Raw genomic sequence first — 24267 nt, forward strand, 5'->3', positions numbered from 1 at the left:
GAGGCCCCGGCGCTTTCCTTTGCGCCGTCTGTTCCCGTCCCGGCTTCTGTCGGCCGTTGACTTGGATGCGTAAATGGTATCCAGATATCCAAATCGCACAAGCGTTATTTTTATAACATAATGGGGAACGACGATGCGAGATTCCATAGTCCGCCTGGAGAAGGCGGCGAAGGCCTTTGCCACGCCCGAAGGCCAGACGGTCACGGCGCTGGACGCGATCGACCTCGATGTCGCGCGCAACGAATTCCTGACGCTGCTCGGACCATCCGGCTGCGGCAAGACCACGCTGCTCCAGGCGATCAGCGGCTTCGTCGAGCTTGATGCCGGCCGCATCCTGATCGACGGCGAAGACATCACCGACCGGCCGCCGTATCGTCGGCCGGTCAATACGGTCTTCCAGAACTACGCGCTGTTCCCGCACATGACGGTCGGCGAAAACACCGCCTATGCGCTGGAAGTGGCCGGCGTTGCAAAGGCAGAACGCATGAAGCGCGTCGCCGACGCCCTGCGCATGGTCGGCCTCGAAGGCATGGAGGGCCGCAAGCCGCGCCAGCTTTCCGGCGGCCAGCAGCAGCGCGTGGCGCTCGCCCGCGCCATCATTGCCCGCCCGAAACTGCTGCTGCTCGACGAGCCACTATCCGCGTTGGACAAAAACCTGCGGCAGGCCATGCAGATCGAGTTGAAGACGCTGCAGCACGAGCTCGGCATCTCCTTCATCTTCGTCACGCATGACCAGCAGGAGGCGCTGACCATGTCGGACCGCGTCGCCGTTCTGTCCGGCGGCCGCATCCAGCAGCTCGACACGCCGCGCGCCATCTACGACCAACCGAAGAACAGCTTTGTTGCCACCTTCGTCGGAGCCAGCAACCTCTTCGAGGGCGAAGCGATCGGCAGACAGCTGCTAACGGCGGACGGCCTCTCCATCACGCATGCCAAGGCGGAGACAATGGGCACCGCAACCGCGCTCATCCGCCCGGAACAGTTCTTTATCGCCCAATCGGGCGATACCTCGCCGAGCCTAGACGTCGATCTCGAACAGATCGTCTTCGTCGGTTCCACCTTCGAGCTGTTCGGCCGCACCGCCACGGGCCGACGCGTCATCGCGGAAATCCCGGCGACCCGCCGCAACCTTGTGGGCGAAATCGAACAGTCACGCCGCGCGCGTCTCGCCTATGATCCGGCAGCGGTGCATCTCATTCCGGCGGAGGCGGCCTGACATGTCGTCGATTGCGCTTCGCCGCCGCGCCCAGCTTGGCCTGCTGCTCGGGCCGGTCTCGCTGTTCCTCGCGGTCTTCTTCCTAGGCCCGCTCGCCATCATGATCGTGACGAGCTTTCTGGCGCCCGGCCTTTACGGCGGGGTGGAATGGACCTGGTATCCGCACAATTACGGCCGCATCCTCGGCTTCGCCGACCCAATGTTCGAGGATTTCGACCCAGTCTATATCGCCATCTTCCTGCGCTCGCTGAAGATCGCGGCGCTGACCGTCGTTGCGACACTCTTCGTCTGCTACCCGGCCGCCTTCTGCATCAGCCGGCTTTCCGAGCGCTGGAAGAATTTTTGCCTGTTCCTGATCACGTTGCCCTTCTTCACCAGCCTCATCGTACGGCTCTTCATCTGGGTGCTGATCCTGCGCCAAACCGGCCTCGTGAATTCCGTGTTGTTGAACACCGGCTTCATTGCCCGGCCATTGGAGCTGATCTATACGGACGGCGCGATCATCCTTGGCATGGTCTATATCTTCATCCCATTCATGTTCATGCCGGTCTATGCCAGCGTCGAAAAGCTCGACTGGACGCTGGTGCGCGCCTCGCTTGATCTCGGCGCCGGGCCGATCCGCACCTTCCTGCGCATCATCCTGCCGCTGACAGCGCCCGGCATTGCCGGCGGGGCGGTGATCGTCTTCATCCCGGCGCTCGGCAATTTCGTCGTGCCGGCTATCCTTGGTGGGGCGAAGGTGATGATGCTCGGAAACCTCATCGAGCAGCAGTTCCTCGCGGCACGCAACTGGCCGTTCGGCTCGGCGCTCGCCATGATGGTGATGGCCGTCATGCTGGTCCTGCTTTTCGTTTATGTCATCGTGTCCGGCCGCCGCGGCATCGATGCCGCGACCGGACGCTGAGGGAGGACTGTCCATGAAAATCCTCGCCTCGCTCGCCCGCGGCAGCCTCATCGGCTACACCGCGCTCTTCTTTGCCTTCATCTACATCCCGCTGGTGCTGATCGCGGTCTATTCGTTCAATTCCAACCCGATCAACATGATGACCTGGACCGGTTTCACCACCGATTGGTACGCCCAGGTCCTCGGGTTCAAGACAGCGATTTCGGAAAGCGCGCTTTATATCGAATCGACCGACCAGCTCTTGCAGGCCGTCTGGAACAGCCTGATGATCGCCGCCTCCACGACGACCATCGCAACCGTGCTCGGCACGGCGATCGCCATTGCTCTCTACCGCTTCGACTTTTTCGGCCGCCGCTTCTACCGCGTCGTCATGTTCATGCCGATGCTGATGCCGGACATCGTGCTTGGCATCGCGCTCCTGATCTTCTTCGTCAATGCCGGCGTGAACCTCGGCCTCACGACCATCATCATCGGCCAGTGCACCTTCCTGATCTCCTATGTCTTCATCGTCGTCTCCGCCCGTCTTGCCGGCATGGACCGCACGCTGGAGCACGCCTCGGCCGATCTCGGCGCGAATGAATGGACGACCTTCCGCAGGGTGGTCTTCCCGCAGCTCCTGCCTGGTATCGTCGGCGGCGCACTGCTCGCCTTCATCATCTCGATGGACGACCTGGTCATCACCTACTTCATCGCCGGCGTCGATGTGACGACCCTGCCGATGTTCATCTTCGCCATGCTCCGGCGCGGCATCAAGCCGGAGATCAACGCCATCGCGGTGATGATGCTGACCTTCTCCTTCGTTATCGCCTCGCTCGGCCTCTACCTTCGCTCCCGGCAGAAATGACCATGACCCAGACAACAAAACCTCGCGCCCGCGCCCTCGGCCTGCCCTTCACCGGCCGCACCGGCCCCTTCAATGCCATTACCGATGTCGATGGCATCGCCGTGGGCTTCCGTACCATTCAGGAAGAGACACCCCGGCCCGGGCGCAAGCTGCCGGTGCGCACCGGCGTCACCGCCATCCTGCCGCATAGCGAAAGTGAGACGCCTGTCCCGGTTTATGCCGGCGTGCACCGCTTCAACGGCAATGGCGAGATGACCGGCACCCACTGGATCGAGGACGGCGGCACGTTTCTGGGTCCGGTGATGATCACCAACACCCACGGCGTCGGCATCACCCATCATGCGACGACCCGCTGGATGCTGGAGCACTACGCCTCGACCTACGAGGTCGGCGATTTCCTCTGGTTGATGCCGGTCATCGCCGAGACCTATGACGGCGTGCTGAACGACATCAATGGCCTGCCCGTGACGGAAGCGGACGTGCACGCGGCCCTTGAAAACCTCTCGCGCGGCCCCGTATCGGAAGGCAATTGCGGCGGCGGCACCGGCATGATCACCTATGGCTTCAAGGGGGGCACCGGCACTGCATCGCGCGTCGTCACCTGCGGCGGCAAGGACTACACGATCGGTACGCTGGTTCAGGCCAACCACGGCCAGCGCGACTGGTTGACGATCTGCGGCGTGCCTATCGGAAAGCATCTCCAGGACAACACGCCGCAAAGCCAGCTCAAGGAGCGCGGCTCGATCATCGTCGTTATCGCAACGGACCTGCCGATGGCACCGCACCAACTGAAGCGCCTCGCCCGCCGCGCCGCCATCGGCATCGGCCGCAACGGCACACCCGGCGGCAACAATTCCGGCGATATCTTCCTCGCCTTCTCGACCGCCAATCCGCAGCCCATGGCGCACAAGGCCCCTGCCATGCTCGGGCTCGAGATCATCAACGATGAACATCTCGACCCTATTTATACGGCGGCGGTGGATAGCGTGGAAGAGGCCGTGGTCAATGCCATGCTGGCGGCGGAAGACAGCGGCGGCACGCCACATGATCGCTTCCGCATCGATGCGATCAAACATGACCAGCTTATAGCCGTCATGCAGCAGTACGGCCGGCATCCCTAGGGGGCCGGCCGATGCTCAGCCGTCGCCCATTTAGTTGGCCGTGCCATCCGGCGTGACGCGCTGGCTATCGCCACCGGTGCCGGACTGCGCGGTCGGATCTCGATCTGCCGGTACCGCTTCACCACTGCTCGGAACCGTATTGTCGATTGTATCCTGCGTCGGCGTCCCACCTGCGGTGGAGGATGTCTGCGACGCATCGACCGGATTTGTGGGGTCGACCCGCTCGCCCCAGATCTCGACGCCGCCCCAGACGAGGAGCGCGAGCGCGAGGCTGATGCCGAGCACCTTCAGCACAGGCCGGCCAAGGCCGCCCTGACGGCTCTCCTGCGCGGCATAGTGCTTGCGGGCAGGGTCATGGGTGCGGGTCAGCGGATCACCGCGTTCATCTTGCTGATGGGTCATGGCTGGCACTCCTTGATATCGTATCAGGGAAGGAACCTGTGGTGAGCGCGAAAGTTCCGCGCCCTACCCGCCCGCCGGCCCGTCCAGGCCGAGCGCTTCTATCAGGCGGCGCTGGCGGAGCAGCAAATGGGTGAGCGCGGAAACGTCGCCATCGGCGGGCTGGTGTGTCATCCCTTCGTCCACCGCTTCCACGATGGCTTCGAGCGTATCGGCAATCTCGCGGGAAATGTCATGCAGTTCCGCAAAACGCGGATCGACGGCCGCCGCCGCCAACACTGCGGTCGTGACACGTCCGATGCCGGCCGGCACCTTCGCACCCGCATCGACATAATTTTCCGGCAGATCACCCTTCAGATTGGTCACACGACGATAGCGGATGGCGTCGATGATCTGGTCGACGGCCTGACACGCACCCGCCACCCGCGACGGATGATCCGTGTCGGCCGCCGCATGCGGCAGCAGTTCAAGTTTCCCTGGATGCCGCTCGGCGAGCTTGAGATAGGGCTGCATGGGGCCGCTCAAGGCGCCGCTCGTCGCGTTCTTGAAAAGGTCGGCATCGATGGCGGCATGGCGCAGCTGCCCCGAGGCGATCGCCCGGTCGAGCGCGCTCATATCGACCACCTCACCGCGATCGTAATTCACCACGACCGCGCCTCGGTTCATCGCCGATAGCACCGCCTCTCCAACGATGCCCGCATTGGCATGGATGTGGGTCGCCGCATCGAACCGGCCGAGCCCGACATGGACGGAGAGCACGTCGGCGCCCTGGGCGGCCTCCACCGGTGTCTCAGCATAGTCAAAACCCTCGGCTTCGATCCATTGCCGGTGTTTTGCGCGGGCATAGATAACGACGCCCATGCCGAAGGCGCGACCGAGTTTCGCCACTTCGCGGCCGATATTGCCATAACCGAGCACCGCCATGCGGCGGCCTTCGAGCTTGGCGGTCGGGTAGGACTTGAGGTCGCGGCCGGTATCGAAATCACCCGCTGCAACGCGCTGGTGCAGAAGGTCGACCGGCAAATCGGGCGTGACCTTCATGATCGCCTTCATCACCATCTGCGCCGTCGCGCGGCTATTGATGCCAGGCGTGTTCATCAGCGGCGCGGCGCCGCCCTCGCCATCGCCGCCACCCCAGGAGGCTGAGCCCATATTGCCGGTGCCCGCGCCGATGCGCACGCCGCCGAGCGGGAAGATCGCCTGTTTGGGGATGAACGTGGCGGCGGCAATCAGCGCGTCGTACCGGCCATCGGCCGTCTGCGCGATGATCTCGACCTCTGCGCTGAGATCGGGAGTGTAGAAGAAATGGATGCCCGGCGGGAGGGTTTCGCGCTGATAGCCGCCGTCATGGAAGACACCGCCTCGCGCCTCGATATGGGCCTTGGCTTCGCTCGGATCGGGCCGGCCCTCCGCATCGAACCGCAGGCCGACGAGATCGGCGATCAGGATCCTGTAGGCGCGCTGCGGCTCATCCCGCCGCGTGCTGTCGTTCGAACCCGCTTGTTGATCCTGCATGGCACCGCTCCCTGCTCGTCCCACATTTTCGTAGGCGAGTTTTCCGGGCCGGGCAAGCGGCGGTGGCCCCACGCAAAAGCGACATGGCACGTCAAAACCATCGTATTGCCCGCCCGCTATACGCCCTCCATAAAGAGGCGCTGAAGAGGATTGCCCATGACATCTCGTGCCTTCACCGTCATCGAAAACGAATGGATCACGCTTGCCGACGGCACGCGGCTTGCTGCCCGCATCTGGATGCCGGAGCGCGCGGAACAGGATCACGTGCCGGCCGTCTTCGAGTTCCTGCCCTACCGAAAGGGAGACGGAACCAGCCCGCGCGATGAATCGACCTATCCGGTCTTCGCCGCCGCCGGCATTGCCGGCGTGCGTGTCGATATCCGCGGCTCGGGTGAATCCGATGGCGTCATCGATGGGGAATACACGCCGCTCGAACTTGCCAATGCGTGTGAACTCGTCGCCTGGATCGCGGCGCAGCCGTGGTCGAACGGTTCTGTGGGCATGATGGGCATCTCCTGGGGCGGCTTCAACTGCCTGCAGGTCGCGGCCCTCAAGCCGCCGGCGCTGAAGGCCGTCATCTCCATCGCCTCCACCGTCGACCGCTACAACGACGACATTCACTACAAGAACGGCACGCATCTTTCCGCCCAACTCTCCTGGGCCGCCACCATGCTCGCCTACCAGTCCCGCTCTCCCGATCCGGAGATCGTCGGCGACCGCTGGAAGGACATGTGGCTAGAGCGATTGGAAAACGAGCCTTTTTTCCTGGAGGAATGGCTGCAGCACCAGCGCCGCGACGCCTTCTGGAAACACGGTTCCATTTGTGAGGATTTTGCCGGCTTCCCCGTGCCCGCGCTTGTTATCGCTGGCTGGGCGGATGGTTATCGCAGCACACCGCTGAAGGCGGTCAAGGGGCTGGGCGACAAGGCCAAGGCGCTGATCGGACCCTGGGTTCACAAGTATCCGCATTTTGCCTGGCCGAAGCCGCGCATGGATTTTCATGCCGAGGCCATCGCCTGGTGGAACCGCTGGCTGCGTGGCGAGGAAAACGGTGCGGAAAACACCCCACAGGTCCGCGCCTATATCCAGGACGCCGCCCGTCCGGCGCTTCGTCGCGAGGTCGATCCCGGCTTCTGGATTGCCAAGGATACTTGGGAGACGCCGGACATGGCGACCTTCTACGTGGAGCAGTATGGCACGCTCACGCCCGGAATGCCGATTGCCGGGGCTTCCGGGCATGACCGTTATCTGAAATCACCGCTCGATACCGGCATCATGGCCGGCGAATGGTTCACGCTGAAGCCGGATGCCGAGATGGCGCTCGATCAGCGCCTCGACGATGCCGGCTCGCTCATCATCGAGACGCCGCCGCTCACCGAGCCCCAGGACTTCCTTGGCCAGCCGGTGTTGGAACTCGATGTTTCCACTGAGGCCGAGATCGGCAATCTCTGCGCCCGCCTCGTCGACGTGCATCCGGACGGCACCGCGACGCGCGTCACCTTCGGTGTCGTGAACCTCGCGCACCGCGACGGCAATGCCGAGCCGAAAGCCATGCCGAGGGGCGAGAAGACCCGCATCCGCCTCGTGCTCGACGCCATGGGCTACCGTTTCCGCGCCGGCCATCGCATCCGCCTGTCGCTCTCGACCGCCTATTGGCCGATGGTGCTGCCGCCGCCAACGGATGCCGGCGTGACGATTGACCTCGCGTCGCTCGGCCTGGCTCTGCCGAAACTCGGCGCACATGAGGTCGTCGCTATCCCCGAGCCGACTAATCCAGATCCTTTGCCGAAATATACCGAGCTTGCGCCCGGCGAAACAGCACGCGGCGTCGAGCGCGACCTGACGAACGGCCTCACCGAATATTCGATCTACGAGGATACCGGTCTTTTCGAGCATCCGGGCACGGGGCTTGCCACGCGGCAGGTGCGCGACGAACTCTGGTCGATCAGGCAAGACGACCCGCTGTCGATGACCGGCACCTCCATCTGGACCTGCGACATGCAGCGCCCCGGCTGGTTCGTGCGCACGGTTTCGACGGCAACCATCGCCTGCACAGCGACGGATTGGCTGATCTCGGCCTCCGTCCGTGCCTTCGAGGATGAGGCGCAGATTTTCGAGAAGACGTTCGAGCAGGTGGTGGCGCGCGACTTCATGTAGACCTAGTGGAAGTCGCGGGATTTGACGCGAATCTCGTCGATATGGCCATATCCATCGATGAGGTTGCGCGCCTCGACGAGCTTTGGCCCGCCGCGTGGATCGCGCGGCGGGCTGCCGTGGTGGAATTCGTCTCCACGTCCGTGCGGGAGGGGAAACGGCCCATCACGGCGGCCGACACTCGAGAGCATACCGGAAAGGTCCGTCAGGTGCTGTGCGACGACATGGACTACCTCCCCTTCCCGCTGGATATAGCCCTTCACACCGAGCATAGAGGCACTCATCACCACCCTGCGATAAGCGGTAAAGACCTTCTTCCAGACGACAAGGTTGGCAATGCCGGTCTCGTCTTCGATCGTCACGAAGATAACGCCCTTGGCGGAACCCGGCCGCTGGCGTACCAGAACGACACCTGCCGTCTCGACCCGTTGCCGGTCGCGCAGGTTTGTGGCGACATGGCAGGAGAGGATTTTTTGTCGCTGCAAATCCTCCCGCAGAAAGCTGACGGGGTGGGCTCGTAGCGTCAGGCCGACATGGCCATAGTCCTCGACGACTTCGTTGCCGGCCGTCATGGGACGGAGGGAAACGACAGGCTCATCGAGTTCCGCAATCACCGCTTCCTCGCGCTGGGCGGCGGCGGCAAAAAGCGGCAGCGGCTCGTCGCGCAACGCCCGAATCGCCCACAGTGCTTCGCGTCGGGATAGGCCAAGCGATGGCCGGAAGGCATCCGCCTCTGCCATTTCGACAAGTGCGGCCACCGGCAGGCCACAACGGCGCCACAGATCATCCACCGAGACGAAAGGCTCTTCCGATCGCTCGGCGAAGAAACGTTCCAGCTTCTTGTCGTTCAGCCCTTTGATCATTCCGAGGCCGAGCCGCACGGCAAAGCGCTTCTCGTTGTCCGTCGGCTCCAGCGTGCAATCCCAACGACTTTCATTGACGCAGACCGGTCGCACCTCCACCCCATGTTGTTGGGCGTCGCGCACAATCTGTGCCGGTGCGTAAAAACCCATCGGCTGGGAATTAAGGAGCGCGGCGCAAAAGACGTCCGGATGATGGCACTTCATCCAGGCCGAGGCATAGGCAATAATGGCGAAGCTATAGGCGTGGCTTTCCGGGAAGCCATAGGAACCAAAACCTTCGAGCTGACGGCACATGCGCTCGGCGAACTCCAAAGGATATCCTTTCTCGGTCATGCCATCGATCAACTCTTGCCGGAATTTATCGACGCCACCAGTATGCTTGAAAGTCGCCATGGCACGCCGCAACTGGTCGGCGCGGCCGGGCGAAAAATCAGCTCCGACAATGGCCACCTGCATGGCCTGCTCCTGAAAAAGCGGCACACCGAGTGTTTTTTCGAGGACCTTCCTTAATTTCTCATCATTTGGATAATCCGGTTTTTCCAGTCCCTGCCGCCGCCTCAAATAGGGGTGCACCATATCCCCCTGGATCGGCCCAGGTCGTACGATCGCCACCTGAATGACGATGTCGTAGAATTCTCGAGGTTTAAGTCGCGGCAACATGGACATTTGAGCACGGCTCTCGATCTGGAATGTACCAAGCGTGTCCGCCTTCGAAATCATGTCGTAGGTCGGCTCGTCATCCAGCTCGATGTTCCACAGCCCCTTCCGGATTCCCTTGAGATCCTCCAAATACTCGAAGGCCCTGCGCATACAGGAGAGCATGCCGAGTGCCAGGACATCCACCTTCATGAAGTTGAGAAATTCGATGTCGTCCTTGTCCCATTCGATCACCTGGCGATCGTCCATTGCTGCCGGCTCGATAGGCACAAGGTCGTCCAGCCGATCGCGCGTCAGTACAAAGCCGCCTGGGTGTTGCGAGAGATGGCGCGGCACGCCCATGAGCTGACGAGAAAGCTCCACGAGCAATCGCATACGCCTGTCATCTACATTAAGGCCAATGTCCGCGACCTCCGACTTCGGTATGTCCTCGGACCAACCCCAGACCTGAGATGACATCGCCTTCAGCACATCCTCCGGCATGCCCAGTGCACGTCCGACATCGCGCATGGCGCCACGAGAGCGATATCTGATGACGGTCGCGCAAAGTGCGGCGCGACTGAGTCCATAGGTATCGTAAATCCACTGGATGATCTCCTCGCGCCGCTCGTGCTCGAAGTCCACGTCTATGTCGGGCGGCTCGCCGCGCTGCTCCGATACGAAGCGCTCGAAGAGAAGACCATTGCCCCGTGGATCCACGGCGGTGATGCCGAGCATGTAGCAAACAGCACTGTTGGCCGCGGAACCCCTACCCTGGCAGAGAATTTTCATCGCTCTTGCCTGCCGAACGATGGCGTTTACGGTCAAAAAGTAAGGCGCATATTGCATCCTTGCGATCAGGTCCAACTCGTGGACGATCTGCGCTTGCACATCCTCTGGCAGTCCCTCGGAATAGCGGAGCGCCGCCCCTTCCCACGTATACTTCTCCAGCGCCTCCTGCGGCGTGAGATGCGCGTACTCCTTCTCGTCCGGATATTGGTATTGCAGCTCGTCCAGCGAGAATTTGCAGCGCTCCACAATCTCCAGCGTGCGGGCAAGTGCTTCCGGATAACGCGCAAAAAGGCGGTGCATTTCCGTCGGCGGCTTCAGGTAACGGTCGGCGTGGCGTTCGCGCAGAAAACCGGCATTGTCGATGACGACGGTGTGGCGGATGCAGGTGACGATGTCCTGCAACATGCGGCGGCCGGGTTCGTGGTAGAGCACGTCGTTGGTGACGACGGTGGGGACGCGGTGTTGGGTGGCGAGGTTGGAGAGGTCGAAGAGCCGCACCTGGTCGTTTGGCCGGCGACGGAGCGTAAGGGCAATATAACAGCGATCGCGAAAGGTTTCGCGCAGGCGGCGCAGGTGAAAGGCGACAGTCTCGTCCGCGTCGTCTGGTACCAGCACGGCGAGCAGGCCTTCGTTCCATTCCACGACGTCCGCCCAGTCGAGATGGCACTTTCCTTTGCCGGCCCTCTTCTTGCCGATGGTAAGCAGACGGCAGAGACGGGCATAGGCGTCACGGTCGGTCGGATAGACAAGCAGCGACATGCCGTCGACAAGATCCAGGCGGCAGCCGACCACCAGACGTACCTGTGCCACATCCGGCGGAAGCTCCCGCGCCGCCTTGAAGGCCTGGACGACACCGGCAAGGCTGTTGCGGTCGACGACGGCCACAGCCTCGATGCCGAGGGCGCTGGCCTGAGCAAACAGCTCCGCGCAGCTACTCGCACCCCGCAGGAACGAGAAGTGGGAGGTCACCTGAAGCTCGGCATAACGCGGTTTCATGCAAAAACCCCATGAAGGAACCAGCGGCCAACACCGTTCGTCACCTGCTGTTCATCACCTGAACGGAAGAGCCAGAAGCGTTCGCCAGAAGCATCCTCGACCTGAAAATAGTCCCGCACGGCGGCAAGCTCGGCATCGCGCTTCCACCATTCGCCAAAGATACGTTCCGGGCCGTCGGCGCGCTTCACCAGCCGCCGCACGCCGCGCCAGGTGAAGGCACCCGGCGGATGATCCGGCAGGAGCGCCATGACCTCGATCGGCTCCGGCCGGGCGAGCAGGCGCGACGGACGCGGCCAGCGGCCCTGCCAGGTCGCACCGTCATCCGGGGCAAGCGGGGCGACGCGGCGGACGGACCGCTCGGGCACATCGCTCTCGACCGGGGCCATGCGGTAAAGCCGGCGCGCGCCGATGCGGTTGGCGATCACGTCGACAAGGCCGGCAATGTCCGCCTGTTCCTCCTCGATCAGCGAAGAGACGGCCTGCTGCAGGACGAGCGGTTCGGCAAGCGTGGCGGTCAGGTCCATGATCTCGATGCCGAAACCCGGATCGATCGTCTCGATGCGATCCGAGAGGAGCCGGGTGAGCCGTTTTTCATCCCGAACGGGCTGCGCCGTGCCGACGCGAATCGCCTGGAGCGAGTTGTCGACGCGGTGGAAGAGGAGATCGAGCCTTCGGGCACCGAGACCACGTTTTTCCAGCGCCAGACAGAGGTCATGGACGAGGCTTGTCGTGTAGCGAGCGATGGTTTCGGGCGCACCTATGGGTTCGCCGAAGACTTTTCGCACACTGGCAAGTTCGGGATCGCGGAGCGGATCGACGGGTTCGGAGATGGTGCCTTGCAGTTGGTTGAGCCGGCGGCCGAGGAGTGGGCCGAAACGCAGCACGAGCGGCGCGCGTGGCACGGCGAGCACGTCGCCGATCGTGGCAAAACCCAGCACGTGCAGGCCTGTCACGATATCCGGCGGAATCCTGAGCCCGGGGATCGGCAGCGGCGCCACCATGTTGCTCGTCGCGCCGGGCGCAATGATGCAGACGGGATCGGCGCGGAAACGGGCGGCAGCGTGGGCTGCGCCCCAGCTATCGGCAATGGCGGCGCGAGCGGCGATGCCGGAGGCGCCGAGCCGATTGACGAGACCGGTCAGCATGCGTTCTTCGCCGCCGTGCAGATGGTCGGCGCCAGTGGTGTCGATGACCAGGCCATCCGGCGGGTCGGGTGCGACGATGGGTGCGTAGTGCTGCAAGGCCCAGAGCGCCAGGCGGTTGAGTGCCGCCGCATCCGCCGTGGGATCGGTCGGCATGGTCATCACATCGGGCAAAAGCGCATGGGCCTTGGTGAGCGCCATGCCGACGCGCAGGCCCGCCTGCTCGGCAGGCCGGCTCACCGCCGTGACGATGCGGCGTGATCCCTCGCGGCCGACAAGCACAAGGCGCGCATCAGGCGGAGGCGTCGAAGCGCCCATGGTGCGTCTCAGGCGATCGATCGGCCAGCCGGGAAGAAAAAGCGATACGACCCTCGGCATCGGAGGCCTCCACGTCAAAATCTGCTGCCGCGCCAGCCCGACAGCGCACAAGTTGCAAATGCCACTGCGCCCGGCCGACGCCGGGCACGGGAAGGGTGACGGACGGGCGGACCGCAACCCGCCAGCGCGTTACCGCGGCGGATGGCTGGGTAAAGGCATCCGCCTCCGACCGGTGGCGCAAACGCCGCAGCGCAATGGCGAGCGTGCCGCCGGCTTCGGCCGCCAGTTGCAGGCGGCGCGAGGCGGTCATCGACAGCCGCGCCACTTCCGCCACCACCGCGCCGAGCCCGCCATGGCGCAGCCCCTCCTCGAAACAGAGGAGCAGGCTCTTCTCGTCGCCCGCCTCCACATAGATCACCCGGCCCGGTGCAAGCCCCGCCTGCGCCAGAGCCGGTGCGAAGAGGTCTGGCCGTGTCAGGCACCACAGCACCTGCCCCTTGGTGCGCGCCGCAATCCCCGCGGCAAAGAGCATGGCGGCAGCACCCTCCACCGCGTCGTTGCCGCCGCCGCACACCTCATGCAGGCTCGCAAGGGCCAGTCCGCCACCCGGCAAGCGGTCGTCGATCTCCGGCACGCCGAAGGGCAGCACCGCCCGGTCGCGCGCCGTACGGCCATCGAACTGCCGGATGCGGTCGCGCAGGTCGGCGACAACGGCACGGGCGGCGAAGGCGGACATCGGCGTGGCAGCTCCCGGATTGAAAGAGTTATGTTCTCTATTTGTTCCATTGGATGCACGAGAGTCAATCGCCAAACCGCCTTACAGCGATCACAGTTTGAATCACCTGTGGAACCAACTGGCGCGAAGGAAGTTCTTCCTTCGCCATTCCATCAAATTCAGGAGACATGTTCATGGCTGACGAAAAGAGCACCGGCAAACGCACGCTCGGCGTCGTTGAAGGTCGCGACAGCATTTCGGAAGATGCCCGCGCCGCGGCGGCGGAAGCAACGGTCAACGAGCAGATCGAAGCGCTGAAGGCCGAAATCAGCCGGCTGAAGGAATCCGCGGGCCTTATCGCTGAAGGCACCGGCCAGCTTGCTGTTGCCAAGGCGGAATCGCTGCGCGACGAAGTGCGCACCACCATCCAGACCAATCCGCTCGCGGCGCTGGCCGGTGCCGCCTTCATCGGTTACCTTTTCGGCCTGCGCCACCGGTAACGAAACAAGGGAGCAATTGCTCCCTCATCGTTCCATGAAAAAGCCCGGCAATGCCGGGCTTTTTCGTTTGTTCAGAACCAGCGCTGGCGGCGTGGTGGTTCGCTTTCCAGGGAACCCAGCAGATAGCCGATGACGACACCGGCAAGGCCGGCCGTCAGCACGACGGTGGAAAGGGCCGCGGGGTGCTCGCGTGCTGCCTGGGCGACTGCGGCACCTTCGTTGCGAACATACTTCGTTGCCGAACGGACGGCGGGCCGTGCAGCCTCGACGGCATTGCCGGCACGATCACGGATCGTCTCGTAGGCCTCGGTGCCCCGCTCCCCAAGATCCTTCTGAAGCGCGGCGATTTCTGCGCGAAGAGCGGAAATCTGGGATTGAACGTCAGTGCTTGCCATTGCGGTCTCCTTGTCTGCAATGGAAACCGAACGGCTGGCGAGCGGCTTGGTTCCAATCGGCCAGCGCAATTCCAGCAAAAGTGTGAAGCGGCCTTGCGGCAGGAATTGCGCGTCAGCTTGCCTGGCGGCGACCGTCTCGACGGATTTGCGAAGGCGTGTCGCCAAAGGCCGCGCGGAAACGGCGGGTGAAGTGCGACAGGCTCTCGAAGCCGGTTTCGAGCGCGATCTCGATCAACGGCTTGTTGGTGCGCACCACCATGTTGAGCGCCGCCGCCATGCGGATTTTCATGTAGATCGCGCTTGGCGAGGCGCCCATGTCGCTTTCGAACAGCCGTTCGAGCTGGCGGCGGGAGACGTTGGTCATGGTGGCGATGCTGTCGATCGACAGCAGGTCTTCCGTGTGCTGCTCCATCATCATGATGGCGAGGTGCACGCGGCGGTCACGCGCCTCGAGGCCGAGCGGATTGCGCGGCTGGAGGTCGGTCGCATCGCGGCGATGGCGGATCTGCAGGATTTCCAGCGCGTTGCGCTCCGCCGCCTCGCCGACATGGTGACGGACCAGCGTTGCTGCGAGATCGGCGACGCTGCTGCCGCCGGCACAGGTTGCGACCTTGCCATCGAAGCGGAAGATCTGCTCGGACGTTGCCTCGATATCCGGGAAGCGACCGCGGAATTCACGATGATGCAGCCAGCTCACACAGGCCGTATGCCCCTTGAGCAGCCCGGCTTCAGCGAGAATGAAACTGCCGGTACAGAGACCAATCAGCCCGACGCCCGCATTGGCCGCCTTGCGCAGATAGGCTTGCGCATAGCTGTCGATCGGCTCGTCGACCTTCAAAAGGCCGCCGACGACGGCGATGTAGTCGAAACAGGAGGGATCGGCGAAGGGGGCTGTCGGCGCGACCTGGATGCCGCTCGACGACGAGATGAAGTTGCGCGTGCTGCTCAAAACGTCCCAGTCGCAATTGACGCGACGGGAGCGGTCTTCGCTATCGCTAGCGAGCCGCAGCGTATCCACGAACAGCGCGAAGGCAGAGAGCGTAAAGCTCTTCGAGAGGATGAAACCGACACGTAACGCCTTCGGCGCTGCCGTTGCGCTCATCTCCTTCCCCGTCCGAACATCCACCGCCATCCAGATCTCCCAGACCGTTCCGCCGGACATTATCGCCGCGGGCCAACACCGTTGAGAGGAGTCCTATCAGATTTTACGGGCTCGCTCCATTCCCTGGCCGATGTTTGTCTCTTCATTCGCGCCGGCGTGCGCCACGCACAGTCAATGACACGGCATAAAGCGACGTGGTGGCGGTGATAAAAAGGCGGTGGCCGTTCCGGCCGCCGAAACAGACATTGGAAACGGTCTCCGGCACGAGGATTTTTCCAAGGCGGCGGCCATCCGGCGCGATGCAATGCACGCCGTCGCCCGCCGAGGACCAGAGATTGCCGTTCTCATCGACCCGCATCCCATCCGCGCAGCCCGGCGCAATGGTGTGAAAGACCTCGCCGCCGGTGAGCTTCCAATCCGCATCGACATCGAAGGCACGGATATGACGCGGATCATCGCTGTGGATGCGTCCGGTATCGGCGACATAGAGACGTTTTTCGTCCGGGCTGAAGGCAAGGCCGTTCGGGCACTGGAAATCCGTGAGCACAGCGTGGACCGCGCCGGAAAGCGGATCGACGCGATAGACGTTGCACGGCAATTCCTGTTCCGAGCGGGTGCCCTCGTAGTCGGAAACGATGCCGTAATGCGGATCGGTGAACCAGATCGCGCCGTCCGAGGCGACGATCACGTCGTTCGGCGAATTCAGCGGCTTGCCTTCGTACCGATCAGCGATCACGGTGTTCGAACCGTCATATTCGGTGCGGGTGACGCGGCGCGTGCCGTGCTCGCAGGTCACGAGCCTGCCTTCCCGGTCGCGGGTGTTGCCGTTGGAAAAGTTCGCGGGCTCGCGGAAGACCGTCAGGCCCGACGTCGGGTGCCAGCGCAGCATGCGGTTGTTGGGAATGTCGGAAAACAGCAGGCAATCGTGATCGCCGAACCAGGCGGGGCCTTCGGCCCAGTCGAAACCGCTGGCAAGCTTCTTGAGGGGAGCATTTCCCAATACGAAACTGGAAAAAACCTTCTCCTCGGCCTCGAAAAACGACATCAGCCTCACTCCCTCCGCGTTGCACTGCGGCAGGATAGCCATCGCGCCGCCCCGGGCAAGCGTAACAAAGCGTCAGCGCGCAAACTTCCGGGCGCCGGCAACGCAGAGCACGATGGCAAGCGTCGTGACCACCATCAGGGGGCTGACCTTTTCATGCAGCAGGCCGGCGGCGAGCAGCAGGCCGAAGAAAGGCTGAAGCAATTGCAACTGGCCCACGGCCGCGATACCGCCAAGTGCTAGTCCACGATACCAGAAGACGAAGCCGATCAGCATGCTGAAGACGGAGACATAGGCGAGCCCCATCCAGGCGCCGCCGCCGATACCGGCCCAGGTCTCGGGCAAGGAGAAAAGCGCGATGATCGCCATCAACGGCAGCGCAAGGATGAGCGCCCAGGAAATGACCTGCCATCCGCCGAGGGTGCGCGAGAGTTTTGCACCTTCCGCATAACCCAGACCACAGGCGATGACCGCCGCGACCATCAGCAGATCCCCGACAAGCGAGACCTCAGCACCGGCGCTCAAGGCAAAGCCCACCACCGTGGCGCTGCCTATGATGGAAAACAGCCAGAACAGCGGTTTTGGGCGCTCCCCGCCCCTAAGCACGCCGAAGGTCGCTGTCGCAAGCGGCAGGAGGCCGATGAAGACGATGGAATGGGCGGACGTGATGTATTGCAGCGCGATCGCCGTCAGCAACGGAAAACCAACGACCACGCCGAGCGCGACGATCAGCAGTGACAGGAGATTGTCGCGCGATGGTTTTTTCTGGCGCAACGCAAAGAGCAGAGCGGCGCCGAGCAACGCAGCGATGACGGCGCGCGCCGAAGTCAGGAAAAGCGGTGAGAAGTCCGATACCGCGACGCGCGTCGCCGGAAGCGAACCGCTGAAGATGATGACCCCGGCAAGCCCGCTGCCCCAACCGTCCATGGATGTTTTCATTGTACCTCGCATTCCACGGGACGATACAGGCGCAGGGGCTAGAAAAGACAGGAACAAAGCAATACAATTTGGAGGAAGTGTACCGGTGTATGAGCCAATACAGTGAAAGTGAGCATGACTGAAAATTCGACCGGAAGCCGGATTTCGGATGTCATGACGGCGATCCGCAAACGCATCGCCACCCGCGCGCTTGCCCCCGGCGACCGCCTTCCCTCGATCCGCCGCTTTGCCACCACGACGGGCGTCTCCCCCTCCACCGTGGTGGAGGCCTATGACCGGCTGGCGGCGGAGGGCTTGATCCGCGCGCAGCGGGGATCCGGCTTTTACGTCGCCGGCGTCGGCCTGCCGCCGCTGAAACTGGCGGAGGCGGAAACGCCGAAGGCGCGTGCGGTCGATCCGTTCTGGGTGTCGCGGCAATCCCTGGATGCCGATGCCGCGGTGCTCAAGCCCGGCTGTGGCTGGCTGCCGGCGGACTGGATGCCGGACGCGGCGTTGCGCCGGGCCATCCGCAGCCTGGCTCGCAGCGACAGCGACCTGCTCTCCTATTACGGCAGCACGCAGGGTTCGCTTGCGCTACGCCGCTTGCTGCTCGGCCGGCTGGCGGAGGAAGGCATCGAGGCCGGGCGGGATCATCTGATGCTGACCAGCACCGGCACCCAGGCGCTGGACCTGATCTGCCGCTTCCTGCTGCGCCCCGGCGACAAGGTGCTCATCGACGACCCCTGTTACTTCAACTTTCAAGCCCTTCTGAAAGCGCATCAGGTCGAGGTGGTCGGCGTTCCCTACACGCCGTTTGGGCCAGATATCGCAAGGTTTGAGGCCATACTCGCCACCGAACGGCCACGGCTCTACATCACCAATTCCGCGATCCACAATCCGACGGGTGCTACCCTTTCGCCCCAGACGGCATATCGCGTGCTGAATGCGGCTGCAGGCAGCGAGATGATCATCGTCGAGGACGATATCTTTGCCGATTTCGAGCCCGAGCCCTCCACGCGACTGGCCGCGCTCGATGGATTCGACCGCGTCATCCGCATCGGCAGCTTCTCCAAAACGCTTTCTGCCTCCGCGCGCTGCGGCTACATCGCCGCGCGGCCGGACTGGATCGAAGGGCTGGTGGATTTGCAGATCGCCACCAATTTCGGCGGTCCGAGCCCGATGTCCAGCGAGATCATCGCCCAAATGCTCGCCGGTGGCGGTTACCGCAAGCATATGGAAGAGCTACGCCGGAAGCTTGTGCGTACCCGGCGCGAAACAGCGGACCGGCTCGCCCGGCTCGACATAGAGCCATGGCTCACGCCGCGCGGCGGTTTCTACCTCTGGTGCCGGCTGCCGGAGGGACTTGATTCCGGTGACGTCGCGCAGGCCGCCGTGGCCGAGGGCGTCGTGCTCGCGCCAGGCAACGTCTTCAGCGTGTCGCAGACGGCGGCCGGCTTCATGCGCTTCAACGTCGCGCATATGCTGGAGCCGCGCGTGTACCAGGTGCTCGGCGCGGTGCTGAAACCCGCTGCTTAGCGGCGCTTGGCGAGCATGGAACGCGACAGCGCGACGACGAGGCCGATGATCACCGTCGCCACGATGAACAGGAAGGCGGCGGCGGCGATGGCGGGGCTGATGTTTTCGCGGATACTGGAAAACATCTGCCGCGCCAATGTGCGCTGGTTGGGACCGGCGACGAAGAGGGTGAGCACCACCTCATCCAGCGACGTGGCAAAGGCGAGCACGGCGCCGGACAGCACGCCCGGCATGGCGAGCGGCAAAGTCACACGCCGAAACACCGTCGTTGGCGATGCTCCGAGGCTTTGCGCTGCCAGTTCCACCCGCTCGTCTATGCCGGCAAGCGCGCCGCTGACGCTGACGATCACGAAGGGCACGGCGACGACCGTGTGGGCGATGATGACGCCGGCATAGCTGTTCGTCAGGCCGAAGCCTGCCAGCAGCACCTGCATGCCGACGCCGAGCACCACGGCGGGCACCACCATCGGCAGCAGGAAGAGCGTGCGGATCGAGCCGCGAAAGAACAGCAGCCGGTTGCGCAGGCCAAGCGATGCCGCCGTGCCGAGAATGGTGGCAAGCAATGTCGTGCCCGTGCCGATAATCAGGCTGTTGACGATCGCGCGGCGCCAGGCATCGGCGAAGAACAGTTCTTCGAACCATCGCAGCGACCAGGAGGGGATCGGATAGGTGAGAATGACGCTCGACGTGAAGGCGAGCGGCAGGATGGCAATCAGCGGCGCGACGAGAAAGAGGACCGTCAGCGTGGCAAAGGTGGCCTTTGCGATTTTCATCGGCATGGTCAGCGCCTCCCCGGTTCGTCGCTAGAGAGACGCGCATAGACGCTGTAGAGCACGAGCGTTGCGACAAGCAGCACCATACCAAGCGCGCCGGCCATGCCCCAGTTCGCCGAACCCGTAGCGTAAAAGGCGATGATCGAGGAGATCATCTGGTCTCCCGGCCCGCCGATCAGCGCCGGCGTGATGTAATAGCCGATGGCCGAGATGAAGACGAGCAGGCAGCCGGAGGCAACCCCGCGCAGGCTGAGCGGCAAGAGCACGCGCACGAACGCTCGCAGCGGCGGCGCGCCGAGCGAGGCGGCGGCCGGCATGAGGTTCTTCGGGATGGTGATGAGCACCGAATAGATCGGCAGCACCATGAAGGGCAGGAGCACATGGGTCATGGCGATGATGACGCCGGTGCGGTTGAAGATCAGTGCCAGCGGCGTGTCGATAAGGCCGATGCCGCGTAGCAGATCGTTGATGAGGCCCTGCTCCTGCAACAGGATGAACCAGGCGGCGGTGCGCACGAGAAGCGATGTCCACAGCGGCAGCAGCACGGCGGCGAGCATCAGGTCGCGCTTCCAACCCTCGAGCGACGCGGCGATAATCGCATAGGGAAAGCCGATACAGGCACAGAAGAAGGTGACGAGTGCTGCAATCCAGAAGGTGCGCACGAGGATCACGCGGTTGACGGACTGGTCGGCCGGCAGGTGCTCTATGCTACCGGCGGCGTTGCGGCCGAGGTCGGCGGCGGCGAGCAAGTTGCGGTCGGTATAGGGAGAAAGCGCATCGGCGATGGCGATCCAGAATTCCGGTTTTTCCCAGCGCTTGTCGATCGAGACGAGATCGGCGGGCGGGTTGGCCGGATCAGTCAGCGCGCTCGTAGTCTTGCCCATCAGCGTGCGGAAACCGGAGCGGGCACTGTTCAGGCGACGCACCATGTCGCCGAGCGCCTGGTCGTCGTCGACAGCCTTGAGGTCCTCCATCAGCGCCGTCTGCATGGGCATGGTCGGTGGCGACTTCCGATCCCAGTCGCCGATGACCTCGGCGCTGCGTGGCAGAAGGCGCAGCACGGCCGGATCCGATATCGCCTGAGACATCATGCTGAACAGCGGCCAGACGAAGAAGCCGACAAGGAAGACGAGCAGCGGCGCCAGCAGCAGCAGCGACCGCCCGGTGCGCGACGAGCCCCCGCTCATGGTGCAATGACCCGGCAATCGCCGGCCGCAAAGGCCGCATAGACCTTGGTGCCCGGCGGGAACTCGCGCGACCGGCGCCCAAGCTTGGCGATGAGCGGATGCGCCGCATTCTGCAGCTGCACACGCAGGTGATCGCCCTGATAGACGCTGTCCGTCACCTCGGTTTCCAGACTGTTGCGGGCGTCGCCGGCGATCTCGGTGAGATCGACCCGCTCGGGACGGATGGAAAGATAGACGGTCTGGCCCGGTGCCACGGTGCCGGAAACGGCCGAAACGATCTGGGCGCCGGAACTCAGCCGCACATTGGCTTCAGCACCCTGCACAGCCTCGACGACACCCTCGACCAGGTTGGTCTCACCGATGAACTCGGCGACGAAGCGCGTCGCCGGTTCGTCATAGACCTGCCGCGGCGTGCCGATCTGCTCGATCTTACCCTTGTTGAAGACCGCGACGCGATCCGACATGGTCAGCGCTTCGGACTGATCGTGCGTGACGAAGACGATGGTGAGGCCGAGGCGGCGATGCAGATCGCGGATGTCGAGCTGCATTTGCTCGCGCAACTGCTTGTCGAGCGCGCCGAGCGGTTCGTCCATCAGCACGACGCGCGGCTCGAAGACCAGCGCCCTGGCGAGCGCCACGCGCTGCTGCTGGCCGCCGGAGAGCTGGGACGGCCGGCGGTCGACAAGCGCGGACATCTGCACCATGTCAAGCGCCCGCTTGACCCGCTCGCCGGTCTCCGCCTTGCCGAGCCCCCGCATCTGCAAGGGAAAGGCGATGTTGTCGCCAACGGACATGTGCGGGAATAGCGCATAACTCTGGAAGACCACGCCCATGTCGCGCTTGTGGGTCGGCACGGTATTGATCGCCGTTCCATCAAGCAGGATGTTGCCGGAGGTCGGTTGCTCAAAGCCAGCGAGCATCATCAGCAACGTCGTCTTGCCGGAACCGGACGGGCCGAGAAGGCTGACGAACTCGCCCTTCGCAATGCCGAGGTCGAGGTTCTCCACCACGCAGAGCGGACCGTAGAATTTGGTGATGCGGTCAAATCGAATGAATTCGGCCAAGGAAGACTCCATCGCTAGAGGCGAAGGATACATCATGCGGCAACCCCGCGAGGACGCATCCAGCCGGACAGGAAGGGCGCCCGTTTCGAACGCCCTCCATCGCGGATGTGCTTACTGGGCCAGCCAGGCGTTGAAGCGCTGCGTCAGCGATTCCGCATTGTCGATCCAAAAGTCGACATTGAGGGCGATCGAGTCCGTCATGTTCGCGGGATCGGTCGGCAGGTCCTTGGCGAATTCCGCCGGCACCTTGGCGGCCGCTTCCTTGTTCGGCAGGCCGTAGGCGACGAATTCCGGCAGCTTTGCCTGGTTGTCCGGCAGGCTCGCAAACGCGATGAAGTCCTGCGCGGCGTCCTTGTTCTCCGCGTCCTTCAGCACGACCCAGCTATCGACGGCGTAGATGCTGCCGGGGAAGACGACCTTGAAGTTCTTGCCTTCCGTGCGGTTGATGCCGGTGATGCGGCCGTTATAGGCCGAGGCCATCGCGACTTCGCCAGACGCAAGGAACTGCAGCGGCTGGGCGCCGGATTCCCACCAGACGATGTTCGCCTTCAACTCGTCGAGCTTCTTGAAGGCGCGCTCGACGCCCTCGTCCGTGCCGAGCACGTCATAGAGCTCGTCCTTCGAGACGCCATCGGCGAGCAGCGCGAATTCGAGCGTGTATTTCGGACCCTTGCGCAGCGAGCGCTTGCCCGGAAACTTTTCCACGTTCCAGAAATCCGCCCATGAGGCCGGGCCTTCCTTCAGCTTGTCGCCGTCATAGGCAATCGCCGTGGACCAGACGATGGCGCCAACGCCGCAGTCATTGACCGCGCTGTCGAGGAACTTGTCCTTGCCGCCCAACTTGTCCCAGTCGATCTTCTCGTAGAGACCGTCGGCACAGCCGAGCGCCAGTTCTTCGGCTTCCACCTGAACGGCATCCCAGTTCGGCGCGCCGGCCTTGACCTTCGACTGGATGACGCCGATACCGCCGTCCCAGGCCTCGTCCAGCACAGGCTTGCCGGTCTTTTCCGCGAACGGCTTGAAATAGATGTTGCGCTGCGCATCCTGATAATTGCCGCCCCAGGAGACGACGGTCAGGTCGCGCGCCAGAGCCGGCAGGGCCAGGCTTGCGGACAGCACGACGGCTGCGGCCGTCAGGATTCCGGATTTCATGATGGACTTCATGGCACTCCCCTTTTCTCATTTATGAAGGAACCGGCAGGCCGGCCCCGATGACGAACTTGTGCGACTGCGCCCGCCCTCGCCTTTGGCGTATCGGCGGCATTGCAGCCCTTCCGGTCGCTGCGCCCTTTCCCCGGGGCGCGTGTCGGCCGATTGATGCATTCCGGTCAGCGTCGGTCAACGGGTTTCGTTGCCGTCTTGACCGTTGTCAGACGTGCTGCCCTCCGTTGATGTGGATTTCCGCACCGTTGATGTAGGACGATGGTTCGGTGCAGAGGAAATAGATGGTTTCCGCTACTTCGCGCGGTTCGCCCAGCCTCTCCATCGGCACTTCCGCCGCCACCAGTTCATCCGTTCCCGGTGAAAGGATTGACGTTTCGATCTCACCGGGTGCGATGGCATTCGCCCTCACACCAAGGCGGCCGAATTCATGCGCCATTTCCCGCGTCAGCGACGCGAGCGCCGCCTTCGAGGCCGCATAGGCGACGCCAGCGAAAGGATGCACGCGGGAACCGGCAATCGAGGTCACGTTGACGATCGATCCCTTCGCGGCCTCCAGCTCCGGCATCAGCGCGCGGGCAATAAGCGCGGTCGAGATGAGATTGACATTGAGCACCTGCGTCCAGACATCCGCCTCGGTCTCCAGCACGCCAAGGCGCGAGCGGCCCGGCCCCTTCGGCGAGATGCCGGCATTGTTGACCAATGCATGCAGGCGGCCGTTCGGCAGGCGTTCGCGCACGGTCGCGGCGAGACGCTCAATCTGGCTCAGATCGGCAAGGTCGGCCTGGATATGGCTTTCGCGGGCGGACGGCCAGGCGCATTCCTCCGAGAATGCCTGGCGCGAAACAGTGAGAATACGCCAGCCCTTCGACTGGAAGAGCTTTACCGTCGCATGGCCGATGCCGCGGCTCGCTCCCGTCAGCAACATGTAGCGGCGTTCTTCGGTCATGGACGCATTCTCCATTGATGCTTGA

Annotated in this window: 20 protein-coding genes and 1 pseudogene; 7 read left to right on the forward strand and 14 right to left on the reverse strand. The window is 63.5% G+C overall.

The features are described 5' to 3' along the window. The first annotated feature begins 133 nt into the window (after nucleotides 1-133). Genes AC1RT2_RS00385 through AC1RT2_RS00400 form a run of 4 tightly spaced genes read left to right on the forward strand, consistent with a single transcriptional unit; the run spans nucleotide 134 to nucleotide 4085 of the window. Nucleotides 134-1216: an ABC transporter ATP-binding protein gene (locus AC1RT2_RS00385; RefSeq protein ID WP_493098420.1), complete on the forward strand. Its 1083-nt coding sequence runs from the start codon at nucleotides 134-136 to the stop codon at nucleotides 1214-1216. Between the two features lies 1 nt (nucleotide 1217). Beyond that, nucleotides 1218-2120: an ABC transporter permease gene (locus tag AC1RT2_RS00390; RefSeq protein WP_493098422.1), complete on the forward strand. Its 903-nt coding sequence runs from the start codon at nucleotides 1218-1220 to the stop codon at nucleotides 2118-2120. Between the two features lie 13 nt (nucleotides 2121-2133). After that, nucleotides 2134-2964, forward strand: a complete 831-nt coding sequence (locus AC1RT2_RS00395) for an ABC transporter permease (RefSeq protein ID WP_493098424.1) — start codon at nucleotides 2134-2136, stop codon at nucleotides 2962-2964. A 2-nt stretch (nucleotides 2965-2966) separates the two neighbouring features. Further along, nucleotides 2967-4085, forward strand: a complete 1119-nt coding sequence (locus AC1RT2_RS00400) for a DmpA family aminopeptidase (RefSeq protein ID WP_493098426.1) — start codon at nucleotides 2967-2969, stop codon at nucleotides 4083-4085. A 30-nt stretch (nucleotides 4086-4115) separates the two neighbouring features. Here the strand turns inward: AC1RT2_RS00400 and AC1RT2_RS00405 are convergent, their stop codons facing one another. Then, nucleotides 4116-4487: a hypothetical protein gene (locus tag AC1RT2_RS00405; protein ID WP_493098428.1), complete on the reverse strand. Its 372-nt coding sequence runs from the start codon at nucleotides 4485-4487 to the stop codon at nucleotides 4116-4118. 63 nt (nucleotides 4488-4550) lie between these two features. Continuing rightward, nucleotides 4551-5963: pseudogene (locus AC1RT2_RS00410) on the reverse strand (NAD(P)-dependent oxidoreductase); the annotation flags it as partial. Nucleotides 5964-6155: 192 nt separating this feature from the next. Between AC1RT2_RS00410 and AC1RT2_RS00415 the strand changes: the two are divergent. Continuing rightward, the gene (locus AC1RT2_RS00415; RefSeq protein ID WP_493098430.1) at nucleotides 6156-8156 is read left to right on the forward strand and encodes a CocE/NonD family hydrolase; all 2001 of its coding nucleotides are present in this window, start codon (nucleotides 6156-6158) and stop codon (nucleotides 8154-8156) included. A 2-nt stretch (nucleotides 8157-8158) separates the two neighbouring features. Here the strand turns inward: AC1RT2_RS00415 and AC1RT2_RS00420 are convergent, their stop codons facing one another. Genes AC1RT2_RS00420 through AC1RT2_RS00430 form a run of 3 tightly spaced genes read right to left on the reverse strand, consistent with a single transcriptional unit; the run spans nucleotide 8159 to nucleotide 13636 of the window. Continuing rightward, a complete protein-coding gene (locus AC1RT2_RS00420; protein ID WP_493098432.1) occupies nucleotides 8159-11440 on the reverse strand; it encodes an error-prone DNA polymerase in 3282 nt (1093 codons plus the stop codon). Further along, nucleotides 11437-12960, reverse strand: a complete 1524-nt coding sequence (locus AC1RT2_RS00425) for a Y-family DNA polymerase (RefSeq protein ID WP_493098434.1) — start codon at nucleotides 12958-12960, stop codon at nucleotides 11437-11439. Before AC1RT2_RS00425 ends, AC1RT2_RS00420 begins: the two co-directional genes overlap by 4 nt. Beyond that, nucleotides 12875-13636 (reverse strand): ImuA family protein, encoded by a 762-nt coding sequence (locus tag AC1RT2_RS00430; protein ID WP_493098436.1) that lies wholly within the window; start codon nucleotides 13634-13636, stop codon nucleotides 12875-12877. The genes AC1RT2_RS00425 and AC1RT2_RS00430 overlap by 86 nt, the downstream gene beginning before the upstream one ends. 173 nt (nucleotides 13637-13809) lie before the next feature. Between AC1RT2_RS00430 and AC1RT2_RS00435 the strand changes: the two genes are divergently transcribed. Next, nucleotides 13810-14115, forward strand: a complete 306-nt coding sequence (locus AC1RT2_RS00435; RefSeq protein WP_150130163.1) for a hypothetical protein — start codon at nucleotides 13810-13812, stop codon at nucleotides 14113-14115. A gap of 71 nt (nucleotides 14116-14186) precedes the next feature. Here the strand turns inward: AC1RT2_RS00435 and AC1RT2_RS00440 are convergent, their stop codons facing one another. From AC1RT2_RS00440 to AC1RT2_RS00455, 4 genes are all read right to left on the reverse strand, one after another. After that, nucleotides 14187-14510 (reverse strand): hypothetical protein, encoded by a 324-nt coding sequence (locus AC1RT2_RS00440; protein ID WP_444798347.1) that lies wholly within the window; start codon nucleotides 14508-14510, stop codon nucleotides 14187-14189. Nucleotides 14511-14622: 112 nt separating this feature from the next. After that, nucleotides 14623-15612: a GlxA family transcriptional regulator gene (locus tag AC1RT2_RS00445; protein WP_069063741.1), complete on the reverse strand. Its 990-nt coding sequence runs from the start codon at nucleotides 15610-15612 to the stop codon at nucleotides 14623-14625. 142 nt (nucleotides 15613-15754) lie between these two features. Next, nucleotides 15755-16657, reverse strand: a complete 903-nt coding sequence (locus AC1RT2_RS00450; RefSeq protein ID WP_493098439.1) for an SMP-30/gluconolactonase/LRE family protein — start codon at nucleotides 16655-16657, stop codon at nucleotides 15755-15757. A 72-nt stretch (nucleotides 16658-16729) separates the two neighbouring features. After that, entirely contained in the window at nucleotides 16730-17593 is an 864-nt protein-coding gene (locus AC1RT2_RS00455; protein WP_493098442.1) for a DMT family transporter, read from the reverse strand. A 114-nt stretch (nucleotides 17594-17707) separates the two neighbouring features. Between AC1RT2_RS00455 and AC1RT2_RS00460 the strand changes: the two genes are divergently transcribed. Further along, nucleotides 17708-19108, forward strand: coding sequence for an aminotransferase-like domain-containing protein (locus AC1RT2_RS00460; protein ID WP_493098444.1), 1401 nt, complete (start codon nucleotides 17708-17710; stop codon nucleotides 19106-19108). Here AC1RT2_RS00460 and AC1RT2_RS00465 read toward each other — a convergent pair. The 5 genes from AC1RT2_RS00465 to AC1RT2_RS00485 all read right to left on the reverse strand — a co-directional run bounded on the left by AC1RT2_RS00465 (nucleotide 19105) and on the right by AC1RT2_RS00485 (nucleotide 24242). Continuing rightward, nucleotides 19105-19887: an ABC transporter permease gene (locus tag AC1RT2_RS00465; protein ID WP_493098446.1), complete on the reverse strand. Its 783-nt coding sequence runs from the start codon at nucleotides 19885-19887 to the stop codon at nucleotides 19105-19107. The genes AC1RT2_RS00460 and AC1RT2_RS00465 overlap by 4 nt on opposite strands. A 2-nt stretch (nucleotides 19888-19889) precedes the next feature. Continuing rightward, on the reverse strand, nucleotides 19890-21068 hold the full coding sequence (locus tag AC1RT2_RS00470) for an ABC transporter permease (protein ID WP_493098448.1): 1179 nt from the start codon (nucleotides 21066-21068) through the stop codon (nucleotides 19890-19892). After that, the gene (locus AC1RT2_RS00475) at nucleotides 21065-22144 is read right to left on the reverse strand and encodes an ABC transporter ATP-binding protein (protein WP_493098450.1); all 1080 of its coding nucleotides are present in this window, start codon (nucleotides 22142-22144) and stop codon (nucleotides 21065-21067) included. The genes AC1RT2_RS00470 and AC1RT2_RS00475 overlap by 4 nt, the downstream gene beginning before the upstream one ends. Before the next feature lie 99 nt (nucleotides 22145-22243). After that, a complete protein-coding gene (locus AC1RT2_RS00480; RefSeq protein ID WP_444798625.1) occupies nucleotides 22244-23284 on the reverse strand; it encodes an ABC transporter substrate-binding protein in 1041 nt (346 codons plus the stop codon). A 217-nt stretch (nucleotides 23285-23501) separates the two neighbouring features. Then, nucleotides 23502-24242: an SDR family NAD(P)-dependent oxidoreductase gene (locus tag AC1RT2_RS00485; protein ID WP_493098452.1), complete on the reverse strand. Its 741-nt coding sequence runs from the start codon at nucleotides 24240-24242 to the stop codon at nucleotides 23502-23504. Between the last annotated feature and the right edge of the window lie 25 nt (nucleotides 24243-24267).

The organism is Shinella sp. GW821-FHT11G07, assembly GCF_058808115.1.